The organism is Nocardiopsis sp. CNZ308 (genome assembly GCF_004217075.1).
Genome location: NZ_SHKJ01000001.1, coordinates 3,357,512 through 3,379,666 on the forward strand (window position 1 = coordinate 3,357,512; position 22,155 = coordinate 3,379,666).

The 22,155-nt window shown below is 73.4% G+C and carries 17 protein-coding genes; 9 read left to right on the plus strand and 8 right to left on the minus strand.

Features of this window, described 5'->3' with window-relative positions:
* Together EV372_RS14715 and EV372_RS14720 are read left to right on the plus strand one after the other, a co-directional pair.
* Window positions 1-300: a hypothetical protein gene (locus EV372_RS14715; protein ID WP_130396437.1), complete on the plus strand. Its 300-nt coding sequence runs from the start codon at window positions 1-3 to the stop codon at window positions 298-300.
* A gap of 283 nt (window positions 301-583) precedes the next feature.
* Window positions 584-2,617 carry a thioredoxin domain-containing protein gene (locus EV372_RS14720; protein WP_130396438.1) on the plus strand — a complete coding sequence of 678 codons (2,034 nt, stop codon included), beginning with the start codon at window positions 584-586 and terminating at the stop codon, window positions 2,615-2,617.
* 14 nt (window positions 2,618-2,631) lie between these two features.
* Here EV372_RS14720 and EV372_RS14725 read toward each other — a convergent pair whose 3' ends face one another.
* On the minus strand, window positions 2,632-4,002 hold the full coding sequence (locus tag EV372_RS14725; protein WP_130396439.1) for a serine/threonine-protein kinase: 1,371 nt from the start codon (window positions 4,000-4,002) through the stop codon (window positions 2,632-2,634).
* A gap of 308 nt (window positions 4,003-4,310) precedes the next feature.
* On the opposite strand from EV372_RS14725, the gene EV372_RS14730 reads away from it, so the two are divergent.
* The 3 genes from EV372_RS14730 to phoH2 all read left to right on the plus strand — a co-directional run bounded on the left by EV372_RS14730 (window position 4,311) and on the right by phoH2 (window position 7,382).
* Window positions 4,311-4,922, plus strand: coding sequence for an RNA polymerase sigma factor (locus EV372_RS14730; RefSeq protein ID WP_013151158.1), 612 nt, complete (start codon window positions 4,311-4,313; stop codon window positions 4,920-4,922).
* A 93-nt stretch (window positions 4,923-5,015) separates the two neighbouring features.
* Complete coding sequence (locus EV372_RS14735; protein WP_013151159.1) at window positions 5,016-5,777, plus strand: isoprenyl transferase; 762 nt, start codon at window positions 5,016-5,018, stop codon at window positions 5,775-5,777.
* A 339-nt stretch (window positions 5,778-6,116) separates the two neighbouring features.
* Window positions 6,117-7,382 carry an RNA 5'-3' helicase PhoH2 gene (gene phoH2 / locus EV372_RS14740; protein ID WP_130396440.1) on the plus strand — a complete coding sequence of 422 codons (1,266 nt, stop codon included), beginning with the start codon at window positions 6,117-6,119 and terminating at the stop codon, window positions 7,380-7,382.
* A gap of 99 nt (window positions 7,383-7,481) precedes the next feature.
* On the opposite strand, the gene EV372_RS14745 is transcribed toward phoH2, so the two are convergent.
* Window positions 7,482-10,886, minus strand: a complete 3,405-nt coding sequence (locus tag EV372_RS14745) for an SCO7613 C-terminal domain-containing membrane protein (RefSeq protein ID WP_130396441.1) — start codon at window positions 10,884-10,886, stop codon at window positions 7,482-7,484.
* A gap of 415 nt (window positions 10,887-11,301) precedes the next feature.
* On the opposite strand from EV372_RS14745, the gene EV372_RS14750 reads away from it, so the two are divergent.
* Together EV372_RS14750 and EV372_RS14755 are read left to right on the plus strand one after the other, a co-directional pair.
* On the plus strand, window positions 11,302-12,018 hold the full coding sequence (locus tag EV372_RS14750) for an aggregation-promoting factor C-terminal-like domain-containing protein (protein WP_130396442.1): 717 nt from the start codon (window positions 11,302-11,304) through the stop codon (window positions 12,016-12,018).
* Between the two features lie 58 nt (window positions 12,019-12,076).
* Window positions 12,077-12,715, plus strand: a complete 639-nt coding sequence (locus EV372_RS14755; protein WP_197044423.1) for an aggregation-promoting factor C-terminal-like domain-containing protein — start codon at window positions 12,077-12,079, stop codon at window positions 12,713-12,715.
* A 120-nt stretch (window positions 12,716-12,835) separates the two neighbouring features.
* Here EV372_RS14755 and EV372_RS14760 read toward each other — a convergent pair whose 3' ends face one another.
* From EV372_RS14760 to EV372_RS14780, 5 genes are all read right to left on the minus strand, one after another.
* Entirely contained in the window at window positions 12,836-14,857 is a 2,022-nt protein-coding gene (locus tag EV372_RS14760) for a serine/threonine-protein kinase (RefSeq protein ID WP_130396444.1), read from the minus strand.
* Window positions 14,858-15,075: 218 nt separating this feature from the next.
* Complete coding sequence (locus EV372_RS14765) at window positions 15,076-16,464, minus strand: class II fumarate hydratase (protein WP_130396445.1); 1,389 nt, start codon at window positions 16,462-16,464, stop codon at window positions 15,076-15,078.
* Window positions 16,465-16,622: 158 nt separating this feature from the next.
* Window positions 16,623-17,213: a DUF1707 SHOCT-like domain-containing protein gene (locus EV372_RS14770; RefSeq protein WP_130398930.1), complete on the minus strand. Its 591-nt coding sequence runs from the start codon at window positions 17,211-17,213 to the stop codon at window positions 16,623-16,625.
* Window positions 17,214-17,406: 193 nt separating this feature from the next.
* A complete protein-coding gene (locus EV372_RS14775) occupies window positions 17,407-17,835 on the minus strand; it encodes an RNHCP domain-containing protein (RefSeq protein ID WP_130396446.1) in 429 nt (142 codons plus the stop codon).
* A complete protein-coding gene (locus EV372_RS14780) occupies window positions 17,832-18,215 on the minus strand; it encodes an RNHCP domain-containing protein (protein ID WP_130396447.1) in 384 nt (127 codons plus the stop codon). The genes EV372_RS14775 and EV372_RS14780 overlap by 4 nt, the downstream gene beginning before the upstream one ends.
* Before the next feature lie 431 nt (window positions 18,216-18,646).
* Here EV372_RS14780 and EV372_RS14785 point away from each other — a divergent pair, with 431 nt between their 5' ends.
* Window positions 18,647-19,573, plus strand: coding sequence for an ABC transporter ATP-binding protein (locus EV372_RS14785; RefSeq protein ID WP_130398931.1), 927 nt, complete (start codon window positions 18,647-18,649; stop codon window positions 19,571-19,573).
* Window positions 19,570-20,397, plus strand: coding sequence for an ABC transporter permease (locus tag EV372_RS14790; RefSeq protein ID WP_130396448.1), 828 nt, complete (start codon window positions 19,570-19,572; stop codon window positions 20,395-20,397). Before EV372_RS14785 ends, EV372_RS14790 begins: the two co-directional genes overlap by 4 nt.
* 75 nt (window positions 20,398-20,472) lie before the next feature.
* Here the strand turns inward: EV372_RS14790 and EV372_RS14795 are convergent, their stop codons facing one another.
* The gene (locus tag EV372_RS14795; protein ID WP_130396449.1) at window positions 20,473-22,137 is read right to left on the minus strand and encodes a hypothetical protein; all 1,665 of its coding nucleotides are present in this window, start codon (window positions 22,135-22,137) and stop codon (window positions 20,473-20,475) included.
* Between the last annotated feature and the right edge of the window lie 18 nt (window positions 22,138-22,155).

Genomic DNA, 22,155 nt, shown 5'->3' on the forward strand with positions numbered 1-22,155 from the left:
ATGAACACCCTTCTCACGTCCGCGACGGTGCTGGCGGGCAGCTTCCAGCTCGACAAGGACACCGTGACCCCCGGTGTGCTCGGCTTCCTCGTCATCTTCGCCATCGGTGTCGGGCTGTACTTCCTCATGCGCAGTCTCCTGGGCAAGCTCCGCGCCCTGCCCAAGGACGACGACTTCGGCGCGAGGACCACGGCCTCCGACGACGGCGGGTCGGCCGACGCGGCGCGGGTCTCCTCCGACCACTCCGGAGAGGCCGGCGCCGCGCAGGCCTCCGCCGAGGACACCGCTCCGCGGAGCTGAGGAGACGCCCCCGCCCTGCCCCAGCGGGACGGCGTGTCCGGGCGCACCGCCCGGGCCCACCGCTCGGCCCGAAGGCTCCGGGTCGCTCCCGGGCCGCTCCCGCGCCCGCCGGACGGACACCCGGCCTCCCCCGGGCGGTGGTCCCCGTCCCGCTCCGGCGGGTGCGCGACACCCCCACCGCCCCGGGGGCGGAGTTCACGGGCGCCCGACCGGCTGGCGTGCCGTGGGCCCCGCTCCGGCGGGTGCGCGACGCCCCGCCGCCCCGGATGGCAGAGTTGGGGGCATGTCCAACCGCCTGAGCGACGCGACCAGCCCGTACCTGTTGCAGCACGCCGACAACCCCGTGGAGTGGTGGCCCTGGGGTGAGGAGGCCCTGGCCGAGGCGCGTCGGCGCGACGTGCCCCTCCTTGTCTCCGTCGGCTACGCCGCCTGCCACTGGTGCCACGTGATGGCCCACGAGTCCTTCGAGGACGAGGCGACCGCGGCCCTGATGAACAGCCTGTTCGTCAACGTCAAGGTGGACCGCGAGGAGCGCCCCGACGTCGACGCCGTGTACATGGAGGCGACCCAGGCCATGACCGGCCAGGGAGGCTGGCCCATGACCGTGTTCGCCACCCCCGACGGCGCCCCGTTCTACTGCGGCACCTACTTCCCGCGCGAGCACTTCCAGCGCCTGCTGCGGGGCGTGGCCGACGCCTGGCGGGACCAGCGCACCGAACTGGTCGGCCAGGGCGCGCGCGTGGTGGAGGCGCTCAGCGGCCCGCGCACCCTGGCCGCCGCGCCACCGCCCTCCGCGGACCGGCTCGACCTGGCCGTCCGCGCGCTGGTGCGCGACTACGACAGCGCCCACGGCGGTTTCGGCACCGCGCCCAAGTTCCCGCCCTCGATGCTGCTCTCCTTCCTCACCGCCCAGGACGAGCGCACCCGGCCCCTGCAGAGCGCGGACGAGTCCACGCCCGCCTGGCTCATGGCCAGCGGCACCGCCCTGGCCATGGCGCAGGGCGGCATGTACGACCAGCTCGGCGGCGGTTTCGCCCGCTACTCGGTGGACCGCGAGTGGACCGTGCCGCACTTCGAGAAGATGCTGTACGACAACGCTCTGCTGCTGCGCGCCTACGCCCGGATGGGCCGCCGCCCCTCGGGGCCGGGGGTCTCCGACGCCGCCACCCACGCCCTGCTGCGCCGGGTCGCCGGGGAGACCGCCGACTGGATGCTGCGCGACCTGCGCACGCCCGAGGGCGGGTTCGCCTCGGCGCTGGACGCCGACAGCGAGGGCGAGGAGGGCACCTACTACGTGTGGACGCCCGCCCAGCTGCGGGAGGTCCTGGGCGAGGAGGACGCCGCCTTCGCCGCCGAGGTGTTCGGCGTGACCGAGGAGGGCACCTTCGAGCGCGGCGCCTCCGTGCTCCAGCTTCCCGCCCCGCCCGCCGACGCCTGGCGCTACCAGCGGATCCGTGAGGCCCTGCTGGCGGCCCGCGCCGAACGGGTCGCCCCCGCGCGCGACGACAAGGTGGTGGCCGCCTGGAACGGCCTGGCGGTCGCCGCGCTGGCCGAGGCGGGGGTGCTGCTGGAGCGGTCCGACCTGGTGGAGGCCGCCCGCGCGGCCGCGGACCTGCTGCTGCGCGTGCACCTGCGGGACGGGCGCCTGGTCCGCACCTCCCGGGACGGGCGCGCGGGCACCAGCGCCGGGGTGCTGGAGGACTACGCCGACGTCGCCGAGGGGCTGCTCGTCCTGCACGGTGCGACCGGGGAGGTGCGCTACGCGCACGAGGCCGGGCGCCTGCTGGACACCGTCCTGGAGCGCTTCGGCGACGGCTCCGGCGGGTTCTACGACACCGCCGACGACGCCGAGCGCCTCTTCAACCGGCCCCAGGACCCCACCGACAACGTCACGCCGTCCGGCCGGTCGGCGGCGGCGTCAGCGCTGCTCTCCTACGCCGCGCTGACCGGATCCGAGCGCCACCGCACGGCCGCCGAGGAGGCGCTGTCCCCGGTGGCGGTGCTGGCGGAGAAGGCCGCCCGGTTCGCCGGATGGGGCCTGGCCACCGGCGAGGCCCTCCTGACCGGGCCGCGCGCCGTGGCGGTGGTGGGCGATCCCGACGACCCGGGGACCGCGGAGCTGGTGCGGACCGCGCTGGTCTGGGCACCGCTGGGCACCGTGCTCTCGCGCGGCGACGGCCGCGACGACGGCGGGGTGCCGCTGCTGCGCGACCGCGCCCCGGTGGGCGGGCGACCGACCGCCTACGTGTGCGAGGGCTTCGTCTGCAAGCTCCCGGTCACCTCGCCCGAGGACCTGCGGGAGCAGCTGCTGGCCTGACGCGTCGCCGGGGCCTACCCCAGGTGCGTACCGGCGATGATCCGGTCCACCAGGTCGGGCCGGTAGCCCGGCTGGCGGATCTCCATGTACACGGTCGTGGGCTCGCCCGGCTCGTGCACGGCGGCGCTGCTCAGCGACCCGTTGCCGTGGCACTCGGGCCAGTCCCACACCGTGCCCTCCCATTCCCCGGTGTCCAGCGGCCGCTCCTCGGGAGGGTCTCCGCACGGCTGGGCGCCGGCGATCCCGCTCAGGTCGGCGGGGCCGCGCACCACGGTCGCGTACACACCGTAGGCCGTCTCCTGGGTGGAGTCCCAGTCCTCGGCGTCGGTCGCCACCAGCAGGCCCGGACCCGCGCCGGCCTCGGCCGCCGCGGGGAGGGCCTCCTGGGCGGTGTGGATCTCGTGGGCCCACACTGACGGCACCTCCAGGTAGACGCCCTGCGCTGCGTCGTGCACGGTGGTCAGGGACACCCCCGGCCTGCCCAGGGACCCCGGGAGGCTGGCGCCCGCCAGCACCAGCGCCCCCGCCAGGGCCGCCGCCCGCCGCCACGGCATGCGCAGCCGCTGCCACCACGGCACGGCCGCCTTGGGCAGGTCGGGCGCCATACGGATGGTTCTGACCCGGTCGGTGAAGGTTTTGGCGTCCGCCGGACGGCTTTCCCGGTCCACCGAAAGTGCCGACAGGATGAGTTCGTCGAGCGCGGGGGGCAGACCTGGCCGGATCTGGCCAGGAGCCACCTTCACCGGCGGACGCGAGGGCGGACGGCCGGTGATGAGCTCGTAGGCCACCGCGCCCAGCGAGTACACGTCCGACCGGACGTCCAGGTCACCGCCGGGGATGCTCTGCTCGGGGGACATGTAGCCGGGGGTCCCGGCCGCCGCGGTGAACCCCGACGCCTCGTCGATCGACTTGGCGAACCCCAGGTCCGCCACCAGCACCCGCTGCCCCACGGGTGAGGACTGGAGCAGCACGTTGGACGGCTTGATGTCGCGGTGGATCGTGCCGTGGTTGTGCAGCACCGTGATGCCCTGGCCGATCTCGGTGAGCAGCCGCAGGGCCTCGTCCAGGGGCAGTGTGCCCCGGTGGATGAGGTCGGCGACGCTGCCCTGGTCGGCGTAGGTCATCACCATGTAGGGCCGACCGTCCGGGAGCACGTCCACGTCGTGCACCGCCACCAGCCAGGTGGAGTCGGTCTGGCGCAGGATGCGCGCCTCCTCCAGGAAGCGGTGCTGGATGTCCATCTGGTGCGCCCAGTTCTCGGCGAGTACCTTGATGGCCACCGAGTAGTTCAGCAGGTCGTCCTGCGCCAACCAGACCGTGGCGAAGGAACCCGACCCAAGGCGCCGGATGACGCGGTAGCGCCCGAAGGCCTCAGGTTGGCTCATCTCCGCCTCGGTCTGTCAGGGGTGAACACGCGGTCGTTGCCCACTAATACACCATCTGTACCTTCACATTGCCTCCCGCCGATATGATCCCCTCTCCGGGTGGCGCCGATCCCCTCCGGACGTGGAGACTGGAGGGGCCCGACGGGCTCCGCGCCGTGCGCGGCGGCGAAGGCGACGATTTTTCACGAGTGCGGATCCGGACCGGGGACGTAGACGTCCCGGTGACGTGTGACCCTCGAACGCAAGGGGCGCACCCGCGTCCGCAGCGGACGGCCGGATGTCTGCCGTCAGTCAGGGAGAGACCAGACATGCGCAGTAGTGACCACGCAGACCACGAGGAAAGCCCCGCGCCGCGGCGCCGGGTGGCGAGCAACGTCGACGAGGAGCTGGAGGACCTCGCGCGCCGGGCCAAGGCCGGAGACGCCATGGCCCTGGACGACCTGCTCCGGCGGATCCAGCCCGAGGTGCTGCGCCGCTGCTCCCGCTTCCTGCCCTACCGGCAGGACGCCGAGGAGGCGTGCCAGGACGCGCTGCTGCGCGTGGCGCGCAAGATCGACAGCTTCAAGGGCGACTCCCTGTTCACCACCTGGCTGTACACGGTGGTGTCCAACTCCGCCCGGCAGACCTACCGCTCCATGAAGCGGCGCTCGGCGGAGTTCCCCACCGAGGCCGAGCGCATGCCCCACCAGAGCGACCCCCGCACCACCAGCGTCATCGCCGGTTCCCGCATCGACCTGCTGGAGGCCCTCGACCAGTTGGAGAAGGACCGCCCCAACCTGGTGGCCCCCCTGGTCCTGCGCGACCTGTGCCAGATGGACTACAACGAGATCGCCTCCGAGCTCAACCTGGCCCTGGGCACGGTCAAGTCCCGCATCCACCAGGGGCGCAAGCACGTGCGCAAGTCCCTGGCCGTGACGTAGCCCCCTTCGGGCGAACTACGCTGGAGACATCCCCGTCGGCACATCCTTTCCAACGGTGTGCTGTTCCAGATCCAGCTCTGAGAGGTTTCGCCAATGGGGCTTCGTGACCCCCTGTACTGGCTCTACGAGCGGCGCCTGGAGCGTCGGCTGACCAGTCAGGAGATCCCCCGCCACGTCGGTGTCGCCATGGACGGCAACCGCCGCTGGGCCAAGGTGAGCGGGCTCGGCGCGGCCGAGCAGGGCCACCAGGCGGGCGCGAACAAGATCTTCGAACTGCTGCGCTGGTGCGACGAGGTCGGCGTGCAGGTGGTCACACTCTGGATGCTGTCCACCGACAACCTCAGCCGGGACGAGTCCGAGCTGGGCCCGCTGGTGCGCATCATCGAGCAGACCATCGCCCGGCTGCGCGAGGAGGGGTGGAACACGCGCCCCGTGGGGGCCCTCGACATCCTGCCCGCGTCCACCGCCCAGGCGCTCAAGGAGGCGGAGACGGCCACATCCGGCAACCCCGGGCTGGTTGTCAACGTCGCCGTCGGGTATGGAGGTAGACGTGAGATCGCTGATGCGGTTCGGTCCCTCCTCCAAGCGGAGGCGGCCAAGGGCACCGGTATCCAGGAGCTTGCCGAGCGCCTGGACATCGAGGACATCGCACGGCATCTCTACACGCGCGGTCAGCCCGACCCCGACCTGCTCATCCGCACGTCGGGGGAGCAGCGCCTGTCCGGCTTCATGCTGTGGCAGAGCGTGCACTCGGAGTTCTACTTCTGCGAGGTCTACTGGCCTGCCTTCCGCAGGGTGGACTTCCTGCGTGCACTGCGCTCGTACGGCGCGCGCAACCGCCGCTACGGATCCTGATCCCCCGAAGCCCGACCCCTTAACGCGGAGTTCACCGCGCGGAGGGAGAGGTCCCTTGGAAACGGGAGCACGGACGCGTAGCGTCGGAAGTAGCGGGTGGCGTTCGTCCACCCGTTCGGGAGGCCCCGTCTCATTGATCTCCTCCGCCATCGCGGAACGTCAACGAGGAGGGCCGGACCCGGCCCTCGCGGGCCAGGTCCCGGTCCTCCATGATCCCGTGACAGTAGGGCGCCCCAGCGGTGCCCAAGGGGAGAACGAGTGGCTAGTTCCTCGACCGATCGCCGTGACACCCAGTCCCCCGACCCCCGTACGGAGGTAGGCCAGGACGGACGCGTCTATGTGCTCGACACCAGTGTCCTGCTCGCCGACCCGGCCGCTCTGAGCCGGTTCGCCGAGCACGAGGTCGTCATCCCCGTGGTGGTGATCACCGAACTGGAGAGCAAGCGTCACCACCCCGAGCTCGGGTACTTCGCTCGTCACGCGTTGCGCCGCCTGGACGACCTGCGGGTCGCCCACGGCCGTCTGGACGCCCCGGTACCGGTGAACGACGTCGGCGGCACGCTGCGGGTGGAACTCAACCACAGCGATCCGCAGATCCTGCCGGCGGGCTTCCGGCTCGGCGACAACGACACCCGGATCCTCACGGTGGCCCGCAACCTCCAGGAGGAGGGCGGGGACGTCGTGCTGGTGAGCAAGGACCTCCCGATGCGGATCAAGGCGTCCTCCATCGGGCTGGCCGCCGACGAGTACCGGGCCGAACTGGCCATCGAGCACGGCTGGACGGGCATGGCCGAGCTGGACGTGCCCGCGCACCAGATCGGCGAACTGTTCACCAGCGGCGAGAGCGACATCGACGCGGCCCGCGATCTCCCCTGCCACACCGGGCTGGTGCTGGTCTCCGAGCGCGGCAAGGCGCTCGGCCGGGTCCAGCCCGACAAGTCGGTGAAGCTGGTGCGCGGAGACCGCGACGTGTTCGGCCTGCACGGCCGCAGCGCCGAGCAGCGCGTCGCCCTGGACCTGCTCACCGACCCCGAGGTGGGCATCGTCTCCCTGGGTGGGCGCGCGGGCACCGGAAAGTCGGCGCTGGCGCTGTGCGCCGGTCTGGAGGCCGTCCTGGAGCGCCGCCAGCACCGCAAGGTGATGGTGTTCCGGCCGCTGTACGCGGTCGGCGGCCAGGAACTGGGCTACCTGCCCGGGACCGAGAACGACAAGATGACCCCGTGGGGCCAGGCGGTGCACGACACCCTGTCCGCGGTGACCAGCGAGGAGGTCATCGAGGAGATCGTGGACCGGGGGATGCTGGAGGTCCTCCCGCTCACCCACATCCGCGGCCGGTCGCTGCACGACGCGTTCGTGATCGTGGACGAGGCCCAGTCCCTGGAGCGCAACGTCCTGCTCACGGTGCTCTCCCGCCTCGGCCAGAACTCGCGGGTGGTGCTCACCCACGACATCGCCCAGCGCGACAACCTGCGCGTGGGCCGCCACGACGGCGTGGTCGCGGTGATCGAGAAGCTCAAGGGCCACCCCCTGTTCGCGCACGTCACCCTGACCCGGTCCGAGCGGTCGCCGATCGCCGCCCTGGTCACGGAGATGCTGGAGAACTGACGCGCTACCGCGGCGGGCCCGTCGGTCTGACGGGCCCGCCGCCCCCGTGGAGCCCCCGGCGGCTTCCGGCCCGCGCCCCCGGGCGCGTGACCGGGCTTCTCAGCGCATCCCCGCCACCAGGCGGCCCAGGCGCCGCACCCGTTCCAGGTTGGCCTCGTAGCGGGCGCCGATCACCAGCAGCAGCACACCCGCGACGGCGAACGGCACCCAGTTCGGCACCAGCCGGGTCAGGTCCCACAGGGGCGGCCCGAACGCCCGCAGCGAGGTGGCCACCAGCACCAGCCCGCCCGTCACCAGGGCCGCCTGGAGCCGCCGACGCAACCCCCACACGGTCACCGCGAGGCCCAGCACGAGCACGGCGGGCACCCGCCACACCATGCCGTCCTCCGCCAGCACCAAGACGACGGTGGGCAGGAACAGCAGCGCCAGGCCGCCGCCGTGGGCGGCCCAGCTCGACGGCGGTTCGGCCGCCCTGCGGCTCCACTCCCAGCCCACGGCCAGCGCCGCGAGGGCGGGCGGCACCGTGTACGCCTCGGGCACGGCCACGTCCCACGCGGAGAGCACCGTCCACAGCGCCGCCAGCATCAGCAGCGCGCCCGCCAGCGCGAACCAGCGCCGCCCGGGCCGCGCGGCGGTCGCCAGCGCGACGACCCCGACCACGGCCAGCGCCAGCGCGACCAGTTCCAACCGCGCCCCCGCCGCCGCGGTGACGCCCAGCGAGACCGCCGCCCACACCCACGCGGGGACCTCCGTCGCCGGTACGAGCGGTCCGCGCAGGCGCGGCGCGGCCACGGCCACCGCGGCGACCATCGCGATCGGAGCCATCGCCGCGTACTCCACCGGAGCCCCCAGCAGCAGGGGCAGGGCCAGCGCGAACCCGCCCGTCGCCGCCGTCGCCACCGCCGTGGCGCCGACCGCCGCGACGGCGGTCCGGGCCAGGGCCGCGACCACCGCGGCGACCACCGCGGCACCCATCAGGGCGCCCGTGGTCGCGTGCTCCTGGACCAGCGCCCAGCCCGTGCCGAGCAGCAGGGTGAGGAGGCCGGTCAGCCCCGCCAGCCAGCCGAGCCGCCCGTCCCGGGTCAGCGCCGACCACAGCGCCAGGGCCGAACCCACCGCGAACACCCACAGCAGCGCGCCGAGGAACGGCGCGTCCAGGACCAGGGGCAGCGCGACGAGCGCGGGCGGCGCGGCGAGGACCGCGGCTGCCGCCGTCCGTCCGCGGTCGAGCAGGGCGACCAGGGCCACCGCCGCCGCACCGGCCAGCAGCATTCCGGCCGCCGTGCCGACGGCCTCCGCCGGGCCCGCCACGCGGTGCAGCCCCAGGACGGAGTAGGCGGGGTCGCCCAGCGCCCGCACGGGCGCCGTCCACGGCCCGTACGCGCCGGACAGCAGCGGCAGGCCGGGACCGTGCCCCCGCCCGACCAGCAGCGGGGCGGACGAGAGCAGGAGCAGGCCCACCACGGTGAACACCGGCCGGGGGTCGCCCCCGGCACCGTCCGCCCGCGGGAGGGGGATCCGACCGAATACCACCGCGTTCGCCCCGGCCAGCAGCGCGCAGGCGGCCAGCAGCCACCACGCCGGAGGCGGCACGGTGTCCGAGATCACGAGGCCGAGCCCGAAGAAGGCACCGGTCAGCAGGGCCAGCGCCCACAGGAGCAGGCCCGTCGCGTGGAGCGCCGCGGGGCGGCCGGACCGGGCGTACAGCAGTAGCGCGACCAGGACGGTCGCCTCCACCAACACGAGGGCGGTCAGGGAGGTGTACCGGTCCGGGAGCGACCACAGGCCGCCGGTGATCAGGGTCAGGGTTCCGGTGAGCGCGGGCACCCAGGCGCCGGGCCGACGCGGTACCAGGGCCGTGGCCAGGACCAGCGCGGCGCCGACCAGGAGGGCGCAGACCACGGCCACCGCGTGCGGCGGGTCCAGCAGGTGCACGACCGTCAGCAGCGCCGGGGGAGCGGCCAGGGCGGCGGCGGGCACCAGCGCTCGGCGGCGCAGCAGGAACACCGCGCCCAGGGACAGCACGGCGCAGACGAGCACGGCGATCAGGTGGAACCCCGCGTCCGGGGCGGTCGTCGTCGGCAGGCCCAGCACGCCGGACACCGGTGCGCTCGGGGGGCCGCCGTTCCACGGGGGCAGGGGCGCCCTGGGCAGCGCGGGCAGGTGCGCGGGTCCGGCGACCAGCGGGGCCGCCCCCAGGACCAGCAGGGCGATGGCCGCGGGGACCCTGGACGCGCCGGTACCGCCCGGGGCGCCCGGGCCAGCGGCACCGCTCACGGCGCCCACGGGACCGGGGCCCTCCGGGACGTGGCGCAGCGGGCCTCGGGCCAACAGCAGACCGGTCACGCCCGACAGCAGCAGGACCGCGGCCACGAACCACCGGGCTCCGACGTGATCGGCGCCCGCGGCGGAGGCGGCCAGGACGAAGACCGTGTACAGCAGCGCCACAACCGTGGTCAGCACCCACAGCACGGCCGCGCTGACCCGGAGGGCGCGCACGGGGACGCCCGCGCGGGGCCGTCCGAACCAGAGCGCCAGGAGCAGGTCGGCGAGTCCGGTCGCGGCCAGGACGGGCAGCGCCCAGGGCCAGAGGCCGGGGGAGCCGGACGCCGCCAGCAGCAGGACGGGCACCGGTTGCAGGAGCAGGACGGCCAGGACGCGCGGCGTCCGCAGCGGCACGAGCAGCGGATAGGACGCCAGCAGCGCGCCGATGACGAGCAGCGCGGTCGCGGTGTAGCCGGGCCCGCTCCCGAGGCGCTCCGACGTCAGCAGCCACAGCGCGAGGGCGTCGACGCACAGCAGCGCGGCGGCCAGGCAGCCGAAGGTCTCCGCGGTCGCCCTGAGACCGCGCCGGTGCAGGGGCAGGGCCAGGGCGGCGAAGGCCGCCGTGGTGAGGCCGAGGACCCCGGCGCGGGCGCCGGTGCCCATGTCGCTCCACGTCCAGATGGCGAAGACCAGGGCCGCGATGCCGACGAGCACGCCGCCCAGCCCGAGGATGACGTTCTGCGCCGAGCGGCGGGTGACCTCCCCGGGCGCCCGTCCGGCCTGCCCGTGCGCCGACGGGTACGGGACCCGCCCGTGCGCGTGGGCTCCGTGCCCGCCGGGGGGCGCGTCACCGGGCAGGACGGCCGGTTCCGGCGCGGCACCGGGCGCCTGTCCGGGTACCCGCGCGGGCTCCGGCGGCCGTCCCTGCGGCCCCGGAACCCACGGCAGCTCCCCGTCGGCGGATTCGGGAACGGCCCCGGCTCCGCCCGGGGACGCGCCTCGGCCCGACTCCTCGCGCAGCAGTGCCACGACGGCGGCGCGCTCCTCGCGCAGGTGCCGTTCACGGCTGTCGAGCAGCGCGATCTCGGTGTCGATGTGCCACAGGCGCTGGGCGGTGGCGCCGACGAGCAGGAGCCCGCACCGCTGGCAGGAGCGGGGCCGAGCGGCAAGCGGGGCGCGGCAGTCCGGGCAGCTGAGCCGTGGGCCCGCGGGGGACGGCGGGGATCCGTGGACGTTCATGGCGCCATCCTGGCCCCCGGAGCCGCCCGCGCACATCCGTACGGGTACTCAGGAACACCGTTCCCGGTGACCCCCGTCTCCCTTCGGCGGACGTGGAGACCCCCGCCACAGTGCCGGGAGGGCTTGACTCCCTCTTGACTGTGCGTATCTACGTGCAGGTCAAAGCACCGCATCGCGGATGCATTCCGTGATGTGATCCAAGGCATAGTAAATCTGGCGTTACTTCATCGTGACGATGATGCAGGCTGAACCCGCTGCACGAACATCCCCTCCCACGTGGGAACCCGCGCCGCGGTCGGTCGAACGGCTACCCCTTCCCTCGCGCGCGACACCCCGGGCCACGTGGTCAGCGGCGGCGAACTCTCACACACGCGGACCCCGCGGGGCGCGTGTGCGTCTACGCGAAAGGGCGATTTTGCTACTCAACCTCATCTCACTGCGACATGCCGGCGCCGTCGGCGCCGCGACCATCGTCGCCGGCGGCACCTTCTCGGTCGCCGCGTTCGCCCAGAGCGACGCGGCCGACCCGGGCCAGCTCGCCTCCGCCGCGGTGGTCCCCGACCAGCGGGCGGCGGCGGGCGGCGACGGCGGGTCCGACCGGCCCGAGGACTTCTTCGCCGCGCAGTCCGGGCAGAGCGACCAGGAGCGCCGGACCCAGCGCGAGGAGAGCATGGAGCAGGCCAGGGCGGCCGTCGACGGGGCCGTCCGCGCCGACAGCGGGACGGCCAGCGACATCGCCGAACCCGAGCCCGAACCCGAGGAGGAGCCCGAGGCCGACTCCTCCGGCGGCTCCGACTCCTCCGGCGGATCCTCCGGGTCGGCCCCCTCCGGCGACCCCAGGGAAACCGCCCTCCAGATGGTCCTGGACGAGGGCTGGGCCGCCAGCGAGTTCCACGACTGCCTGGAACCGCTGTGGGAGAAGGAGAGCAACTGGAACCACACGGCCGAGAACCCCAGTTCGGGCGCCTACGGCATCCCCCAGTCGCTGCCGGGCGACAAGATGGCCTCCCACGGCTCCGACTGGCGAACCAACCCGGCCACGCAGATCGCCTGGGGCCTCGACTACATCAAGGACCGCTACGGCAACCCCTGCGGCGCTTGGTCCCACTCCCAGGCCAACAACTGGTATTAATAGGGCTTTCCCTGCCAATAACCCCCTCTTGGGAAAGGCAATCGTGCTAATCAACCGAATGTCGCTGCGTAGTACAGCGGCGGTCGGTGCGGCGACTCTCGTCGCGGGTGCGACCTTCGCCGTCACCGCGTTCGCGGATGACGAGCTCGATCCGGACACTGTGGCCAGCGCCGCCATTCCGGAGACCGAGGAACCCGCCGCCGACACCGAAGCCGGGGAGGAGCCGTTCTTCTCCGAGCAGTTGTCCCAGGAAGAACTCCAGACCCTGCGCAGTCAGGCTCAGGAGCAGCGTGACGCGGCCCTCACCGAAGGGGTCCTGAGGGCCCAGGTCGAGGGAAGCGACATCGAGGAGGAGGAAGAAGAGGAAGAGGAGGAGGAGACTCCCGTCTTCACCGGCGACCCCAAGGGCATCGCCCTCCAGATGGTCACCGACCAGGGCTGGGCCGCCAGCGAATTCCACGACTGCCTCGAGCCCCTGTGGCAGAAGGAGAGCAACTGGAACCCCAGCGCGCAGAACCCCAGTTCGGGCGCCTACGGCATCCCCCAGTCGCTGCCGGGCGACAAGATGGCCACCCACGGCGACGACTGGCAGACCAACCCGGCCACGCAGATCGCCTGGGGCATCGACTACATCAAGGGCCGCTACGGCACTCCCTGTGAGGCCTGGGCCCACTCCCAGTCCGTCGGCTGGTACTGACCCGCCGGGGCGCCCCCGTCAGCGGGCGCCGTCTCCGGTGCGCACGCGAGGCGCGGGGGCCGTTCCCCTCCGGAACGGCCCCCGTCGTGTCGGGCCCGCCGAGGTCGGCGGGCGGCGCGCTCACAACCGCGGGTCGAACGTCTCCATGACGTCCTCGTGCAGGTCGTCGTAGTAGTCGGCGTCCTCGCGCGGAACGTTCACGCTGACCAGGTAGAACACCCGGTCGCCCTCGTGCCGGGTGCTGATCGCGTAGGCCCAGAAGCGCCGTTCCCGGCTCGCCCAGGTCTCGTTGACGAAGTCGGACTCCACCAGGGCGACGTCCCAGCCCTCCTCGAAGTCGCCGTCGTCGGACTCCTCCAGCTCCAGCTGCGTGTAGCCGGTGGTGACGTCACCCTCGACCTTCGTCCCGCCGTTGGTGTCCTCCAGGTACTCGGCGCTCGTCCCGGTGAACTCCCGCTCGGTCCAGCCGGTCACCCACACCTGGTGGTCGCTGCCCGGCGCGACGAACACCGCCAGCGTGTTCTCGATCTCACTGTCGTCCACCTGCCACCCGGCCGGGTAGTCCACGTGGAACCACTGCGACCGGAAGGTCTCCAGCTCGTCGTAGGACGGCGGCTCCCCGTCCTCGTCCCCGCCGCCGGTCTGGCCGACCTCGCCCCGGCCCTCACCGCCGCCGTTGCCGACACCGGCCTCGTCCCCGCCGACGGAGGCGGAGGGCTCCGCCGGCTGCCGCGCGCTCTCGGAGGCCGACAGTTCCTCGGAGGCGCCGCCCTCGGTCTCGGCGCCGGCGAACAGGGTGGCACCGACCACGGCCACGCCGCCGATCAGCGCCAGGACCACCACCGCGGCGCCCACGCCGACGAGGAGCCTGGTGTTCCCCGAGCCCGGACGCGCGCCGCCGTGGCCGCCCGAGTGGAGCGGGACACCGGGGCCCCCGGGGCCGCCCGGGCCACGGCCCGTGCCGCCGTGACCGCCTCCCGCGGAGTGCGGCGGCCGGTGCTGGTGGACCGTGTGGTGCCCGTGCGCGAAGGGTGTCGCGGCCGTCACCGGGACGGACGGTCCGCCCCGCGGCGGACGCGGCCCCGTCATCGGGCCCTGCGGCAGCGGGGTCCGCGTGTGGGGGTAGCCGCCCCGCGGCCCCGTGCCGGGGTGGCCACCGCTCTGCGCGTGGTGGGGGCTCTGCCGACCGCTGACGCCGGGGGTCGTGTGCGGGCCGCTGCCGAAGGCCGGGGTACTACCGTCCGCGAACGCGCCCGCCCCCGCGGCTCCCACGGCACCCGCCGCGCCGAAGCCGCCGCTGTCGTCGCCTCCCGCGTTCGGCCCGCCGCGCCCGCGCAGCAGCGCCAGCGCCTCGTCCGCGCTCAGCCTGCGGTCCGGGTCGCGCTCCAGCAGACCGGAGATGACCGGCTCCAGCCACCCGGCGCGCGTTATCGGCGGCAGCGGCGCGGACATCACCGCCGCGATCGCCGCGGTGATGCTGTCGCGGCGGAACGGGGAGGTGCCCTCGACCGCCGCGAACAGGGTCACGCCGATGCTCCACAGGTCGCCCCGGTGCTCGGCCGGGCCGCCCGCCAGCCGCTCGGGCGGCATGTACTCGGGGGAGCCGATCAGCGCGCCGGTGCGGGTGATGCTCGGCCCGCCCTCCATCGTCGCGATGCCGAAGTCGGTGAGGATCACCCGGCCGTCCAGGGACGTCATGATGTTGCCCGGCTTGATGTCGCGGTGCAGGACCCCGGCCGCGTTCGCGGCCCGCACGGCGCGCAGCAGCGACCCGGCGATCTCCGCGACCTCGTCCGGAGGCAGGGCGCCCCGCTCGTCGAGCCGGTCCTGGAGGGACCCGCCCTCGACCAGCTCCATGACCACCCACGGGTTGCCGTCGTACTCGAAGACGTCGTGGATGGTGATCACCGTGGGGTGGCTGATCCGCGCGGCGGAGCGCGCCTCGCGCCGGACCCGGCCGTGGGCGTCCGCGCGCTCGGAGTCGGTGAAGTGGTCGGGAAGCAGCACCTGCTTGATCGCGACGTCGCGGTCCAGCGTCGGGTCGAAGGCCTGCCAGACCACCCCCATACCGCCGCGGCCGAGTTCACGGCGCAGGACGTAGCGGTCCGCGACGATGCGTTCACTGCCGCTGTTGCTCGACATGTACTGCCCTCTCGAAGGCGGGCTTCCAAGGTGCTCTGTTCAAGAGTGTCGGACGCCTCCCGCGCTCGGAAGGTTCCTGGTCCGGGCCCTTCGCGGCCGGGTGAGACACAACCGCGACCCCTGCGCACCGTGCGCCCCGCCCGACACACGACCACCCCGTCCGGCGCGCGGAAGGGGCACCCCGCACGCGGGGCGCCCCGTGGCGGAACGGGTCCGGACTACTGGGAGTTGGTCATCCGCAGCACGTCGAGGGCCTCGTCCAGCTGCGCCTCGGTGAGCTTGCCGTCCTCGACGTATCCGCGCTCGATGACCACCTCGCGGATGGTCTTCTTCTCCTTCAGCGACTGCTTGGCGACCTTGGAGGCCTCCTCGTAGCCGATGTAGCGGTTGAGCGGGGTCACGATCGACGGCGAGGACTCGGCGTAGACGCGGCACTGCTCGACGTTGGCCTCGATGCCGGACACGCAGCGGTCCGCGAACACGCGCGAGACGTTGGAGAGCAGGCGGATCGACTCCAGCACGTTGCGGGCGATCATCGGCAGCTGCACGTTCAGCTCGAAGTTGCCGCTCGCGCCGCCGAAGGCCACCGCGGCGTCGTTGCCGACGACCTGCGAGGTCACCTGGAGCACGGCCTCGCACAGGACCGGGTTGACCTTGCCCGGCATGATCGAGGAACCGGGCTGGAGGTCGGGCAGGAGGATCTCGCCCAGGCCCGTGGTCGGGCCCGAGCCCATCCAGCGGATGTCGTTGGCGATCTTGGCGAAGCCGACCGCGATGGTCCGCAGCTGGCCGGACAGCTCGACCAGGCCGTCGCGGGCGCCCTGCGCCTCGAAGTGGTCGCGGGCCTCGGTCAGCGGCAGGCCGGTGTGCTCGGCGATCTCGGCGATGACCCGGGCGGAGAAGCCCTCGGGGGTGTTGATGCCGGTGCCCACGGCGGTGCCGCCCAGCGGCAGCTCGGCCACGCGCGGCAGGACGGCCTCCAGGCGCTCCACGCCGTAGCGCACCTGGGCGGCGTACCCGGCGAACTCCTGGCCCAGGGTGACCGGGGTGGCGTCCATGAGGTGGGTGCGGCCGCTCTTGACCACGGAGGCGAACTCGGTCGCCTTGGCGCTGAGCGCCTCCTCCAGGTGCCGCAGCGCCGGGACCAGGTCGTTCTGGACGGCGGAGGTGGCGGCGATGTGGATGGAGGAGGGGAAGACGTCGTTGGAGGACTGCGACGCGTTGACGTGGTCGTTGGGGTGCACCGGGGCCCCGAGGCGCTCGGTGGCCAGCGTCGCCACGACCTCGTTGGTGTTCATGTTGCTGGAGGTGCCCGAGCCGGTCTGGAAGACGTCGATCGGGAACTCGTCGTTCCACTTGCCCTCGGCGACCTCCAGGGCGGCCTCCCGGATCGCCTTGCCCAGGTCGTCGCTGATGACGCCGAGCTCGGCGTTGACCTTGGCCGCGGCGGCCTTGATCTGGCCGAGGGCGGCGATGTGCGCGCCCTCCAGGCCCTGGCCGGAGATCGGGAAGTTCTCGACGGCACGCTGCGTCTGGGCCCTCCACTTGGCCTCGGCCGGAACCCTGACCTCACCCATCGAGTCGTGCTCGATACGGAACTCGCTCATTGCAACCCAACTCTCCCTGGGAAAACCTGTGAGCCCCAGATTGCCAGACGCACCGGAGCACACCGCCACCTCACCCGGGGTTGGCGGTGTTGCGCGCGTCATGTTGACACCGTCGCCGCCCCCCGCGCCCGGTCGGCGGTCCCCGCAGGTCGGCGCGGTCAGGCCCCGATACCGCGTCGGCGATCGCGGCGGCGCCAGCCCAGGAGGCGGCGCCTCCTGGGGGCGCGCACGCGCACCACGCCGAACAGGGAGAACCCGTCGATCTCCAGCACGGGGGGATGGGACAGCTCGGAGCGGCGCGCGGTCGTGGTGCGCCTGCCCAGGAACGACCAGCCGGTCATCCGCACCTCGACGCCCTCGGGGACGGCGATCTCCACGCGGCCCAGGACGGCGGTCACGGTCATGCGGTGGTGGTTGTGCATCAGGAGCGCCTCGCGCATGTCCACCTCGACCCTGCCGACCAGCGCCACGGCCAGCTCGTCGGGATAAGCCACCCAGCGGCCCCTGCGCTCGGCCCTGCCGAACAGGCCCAGGACGGGCTGGCGGTCCAGGCGGATGGGCTGCTGCTCGGCGGGGAGGAGGTCGGCGGTGATCCCGGGCAGCTCGCCCAGGGTCCGGGCCTCGTGCGCGAGGGAGGAGCGCTCCTCGAACTCCTCCAGGTCCAGGCGGCCGTCGGCGGCGGCCTCGCGCAGGACCCGCAGGACCCGTTCGCGGTCGGTGTTGGAGGCGCGGAGCCGATCGGGGGACACTTCCTCACTCACACCGCCCACACTAGGCGAAACCCCGGGCCGGCCGCCTGCCCGGGGAGCACCGCGCGTCGGCGCGTCCGGGGAAGCGCTCCGCGTCCGCTCGCCCGGGGTCACGGGCGGACCCCGGCCGGGAGGCGCGGCGCCCCGGCCCCGGGCGGGGCGGAGAGCCCTGCGGCCCCCGCCCCGTCCGCCGTCACAGGTCCATCAGCGCCCGCCGAGCGACCGCGTCGGAGGCGGCGGCCAGCGGCCGGACCGCCACCCTGACCAGCGCGCGGGCGTTGTCGTCGCCCGCCACGCGGTTGGAGCCGAGTTCACCGCACCGCACGCAGCGGTGGACGATCATCCACTCCCCGTCCGGTCGCGCCGCCATGCTCAGCGGGTCCATCGCGCCCCGGCAGCCGGACGCGCGGTCGCCGGGGACCCGCAGGTCCACGTGCAGGCTGGTCAGGCAGTGCGGGCAGTGGTTGCGGTGGGCCGTCCCCGGCGCGCGGGCCGGGATCTCCAGACGGCACCGCACACAGCGGAACGAGCCCGCGCCACCCGCCTCGCCGTGGGCGTGCAGCACGGTCTTGGGGCGCTGGGGACGCCTGGTGACACGGGTGTTGCGTCGGCCCACGCTCACACCTCCCCGAACAGGTCGAGCGGGAAGGGCGGTTCGGCCAGCGGCCGGACCGCGATCCGCATGAGGACGAGGTGGTTGTCGTCCGGTGAGACGGCGCTTTCGGACATCTCGTCGCACACGCCGCAGCGGTGGATGAGCGTCCAGGCGCCGCCGCGCGGGACCGCGACCGAGATCGGGGCCATGCGCCCGCCGCAGTCGGAGGCGCCGCCCCCGGCCCGGTCCAGGACGTGGCGGGAGCTCAGACAGCTCGGGCAGTGGTCGCGCGGTTCCCCGCCGGGACCGAGGCGGGACACGGACAGGCCGCAGCGCACGCAGGCGAAGGCGGCGGTGCGGGTGGCGGAGCGGTGGCCGGAGCGGCCGGAGGAATCGGTGGTGGACACCCGGAAGGTACTCCTTGCTGGGAAAACGGTGACAGGCAGCAGGGAGCAGGCCGAGCGCTTCTCGACGAAGGGGCGTGGCCGCCTCAGGTACCCGGGGCCCGGGTACGGCGGTGGCACGCGTGACTGTGAGGCGCGCTCGGCGCGTTCTGGGGCATACTCACCCTTCTCCGTCCGGAGTCGTCCTCCGGATTCTCGTTCCTACGGGTCCGGAGGACGATCGTAGGCGGGCGCCCCGGCCGGGACAACGGGTTTTTCCGCCGGTCGCACCGCCCGGCGGGGAGGGCACGGCCCGCCGCACCGCGGCCGCGCACGGCGCGGCGGGAGTGTTTCCACAGCCGCGGAAACCCGCTGGAAATCCGGCGCCCCCGCTGTCTACGGTTGTGGTCATGACCACACCTGTGCCCGGTCGCCGTCCGTCCGGGAGCGCGACCATGGACGCCGGTGACACACCGGTCGTCCCCGCCCTACAGCTCCGGGGGGTCGTCAAGCGCTTCGGTTCGCTCACCGCCGTCGACGGGCTCGACCTGGAGGTCCCGCAGGGCGTCGTCCTGGGCCTGCTCGGACCGAACGGCGCGGGCAAGTCCACGACCATGAAGATGCTCACCGCCCAGTCCCTCGCCGACGAGGGCGAGATCCGTATCCTCGGCCACGCCATCCCCGACGAGTCCAAGTGGGCCCGGGCCCGCATGGGCGTCGTGCCCCAGCACGACAACCTCGACGAGGAGCTCACCGTCGAGCAGAACCTGCGGATGTTCTCCTACCTCTACCGGGTGCCGCGCCGCCGGCGCCGCGAGGCCATCGCCCGGACCATGCGGCTGGCCCAGCTCGCCGACCGGGGCGCGACCCTCGTCGACGACCTGTCCGGGGGCATGCGCCGCCGCCTGCTCATCGTCCGCGCCCTGCTGCACCGGCCCGAACTCGTCCTCATGGACGAGCCCACCGTGGGCCTGGACCCGCAGGTGCGCCAGGACCTGTGGAGCGTCATCTCCGCGCTGCGCGCCGAGGGCGTCACCGTGCTGATGTCCACCCACTACATCGAGGAGGCCGAACGCCTCTCCGACGAGGTGGCGCTCATGGCCGCGGGCAGGATCGTCGAGCGCGGCGCCCCCGCCGACCTCGTCGCCCAGTACGCGGGGACCGCCGTGGAGGAGTACACCCCGGGCGAGGAGGGCGCCGACGGACTCGAACGCCTCGTCCACGGCCACGGCTTCACCACCCGGCGCACCGGCACCACCGTGTCGGTCCTGCGCGCCGAGGAGCTGCCTGATTCCCTGCGCGACCGGCTGGGCGCGCCACTGCGCCGGGTGAGCACCCTGGAGGACGTTTTCGTGACCCTGACCGGGGAGAGTGTCGAATGACGGTCCAGACGCGGCAGGCCCGGGAGGACGCCCGGCCCGAGATCCACGCCCGCCCCGGCCGGCTGGAGGCCGACGCGGTGATGGGCGTCGTCGCCCGGGAGTGGATCCTGTACGGCCAGTCCTGGCGGGCGACCACCTTCGCGGCCGTGGTCGAGCCCACCCTCTACCTGCTCTGCTTCGGCTTCGGCATGGGCGCCCTCATCGGCACCCTCGCCGGGTACAGCTACATCGACTTCCTCGGCACCGGCATCGTGGCGGTGTCGGTGCTGTTCCAGTCGATGATGCCCGGGGTCATCAACACCTTCATCAAGCGTCGCTTTCTGCACACCTACGAGGGCATCCTCGCCGCCCCCGTGGACGTGCGCGAACTCGTCACCGGCGAGGCGCTGTGGCTGGCGATGCGCTCGGGCGTGTACGGGTGCGTCCCGCTGCTGGTCGCGGTCGGCTTCGGGCTGCGCCCCGGCCCCGGCCTGCTGCTCGTGCCGCTCATCGCCTTCCTGTCCGGGTTCGCCTTCGCGCTCTTCGGGATCTGGATCTCCGCCCTGATCAACTCGGTGCGGTCCATGGACTACGTGTTCAGCGGCCTGTTCACCCCGCTGTTCCTGGTGGCGGGCACGTTCTTCCCGCTCACCGAGCTGCCCGACTGGGTGCGGAACGCGGCCATGGCCAACCCGCTCTACCACTCGGTCGAGCTGATCCGCGGGGTGGTCTTCGGCGACCTCGGGGTCGGAGCGGCGCTGTTCCACCTCGGAGTGCTGCTGGTGTTCGTGGTCCTCATGTGGTTCCTGGCGTGCGCCCGGATGAGACGACGCGTGGTCGGCTGAAACCCCCCGCGCACACGCGGACGGCGCGGGGGGACACCGCCCCCCGCGCCGTCCGCGCGCTCACGCCTCCCGCGTCTACTCGCCGCCGCTGGGCGACCAGCGCAGCTCCACGCTGCTGCGCTGTCCCTCCTCGGTGACGCTCAACGCCAGGCCCACGGCGCCCCACTGGCCGGGGGCCTCCACCTCACTCTCGGTCAGCACCTGGCGCAGGTCCATGTACCCGGCCATCACCGCCGAGTCCATCTCCTGCATGGTCTGCTGGAAGACCGGATCGTCGCCCAGGCGCCCGGTGGCGCTGCTGCCCTGGGACACCACCACGGCGTCGCCGTCGGTGCTCACCCCCGGCGGGGTGCTGTAGGAGTCGACGACCGCGCTCTCGACGAAGTCGCCCAGGATCTGCTCGTCACCGCCCACCGCGCGGTACTGGAAGGACACCTCCCCGCCGCCGCTGTAGGAGGACCCGAAGAAGCCCTCCAGGTTCATGTCGGTGACACCGAACGCGGTCGAGGAGCCCAGCAGCTGGGTGAACCCCTCCGGCAGCGGTGCGCCCATCGAGTTGAACTGGCGCTCCATCTCCTGCATCTGGCCGCTGCTCGTCATGAACGGGATCGAGTCGCTCTCGTAGGCGTCGGCCAGCGCCGTGTCCAGGCCGCTGGCGCCCAGGGCCATGACCGTGCTCTCGGGCAGCGACTCCATCGCCGCCACGCTCGCCCCCGGCGTCTCGGCCAGCCACGCCAGGTCGGTGCCGTCCACCGTGAGGCCGAAGATGTCCGTGCGCGCCTCCAGGTACTCGCCGTCCACCCGCAGGGACGCGGTCATCCGGCCGCTCAGCTCACCGGTCTCGGCCGCCAGGTCGGCCTCGAACTCCCGGGCGAACTCCTCGACCTCCATCAGGCCCGCGAGGTCCGACCACGCCGCGGCCAGGCTGCCGCCGGGAACCTCGGCCATGTCACCGGAGAAGGTGTCGTCGTCGGCCAGGGGGCCGTGCTCCTCCACCTGCGCGTGCAGGTCGGCCAGCGCCGCGTCGGAGGTGGTGAGGAGAGCGAAGTCGTTGATCACCTCGAAGTAGAGGTCGTCGTACTCTCCGCTGAGCCGCTCCAGGTCCTCCTGGGCGAGCCGCTCGTCCTCCACCGCGAGCGCGAACGCCCCGGCCACACCGGCGCCCTCGCCCAGCTCGGCCTCACCGCTGGCGGGCCACATCGCGAAGCCCACGCGCTGGCCGATCCACTCCTCGACCTCGGACTGCCGCGCCTCGGGGAAGGCGGCCACGAAACCCTCGGCGACCAGCCCCGTCATGTCGCCGTCGGGCTCGTCCATCTCGGCGGTGACCTCGTCGGGGAGCTGGTCCACGAACCGCAACAGCTCCATGGCCTGGGAGCCGTCGATGGACAGGTCGATCTTGCCGAAGGCGAGCGCGCTGCCCGGGAGCACGTCCTCGGGCTGGGGGCCGCCGAAGCTGACCAGCGAGACGGTGGCCCACACCGTGCCGCCCATGAGGAGGAGGGCGGTGCCCGCGGCGGCCGGGATCAGCCAGCGCCTGTTGCGGCCGCCGCCGGAAGGCGGCGGCACCTGACCGCCGGAGTACTGGCCCCCGGGGAAGGGGCCCGCGGGCGGCGGACCGCCGGGCGCGCCCGCGCCGAAGCCCGCGGGGTGCTGGCCGGGAGCCTGGGGCGGAGGGTAACCCTGCCCGGGCGGCTGAGGCTGCCACTGGGGCTGCTGTGGGGGATCGGGGTAGGACATCAAACCTCCGGCGGGGAA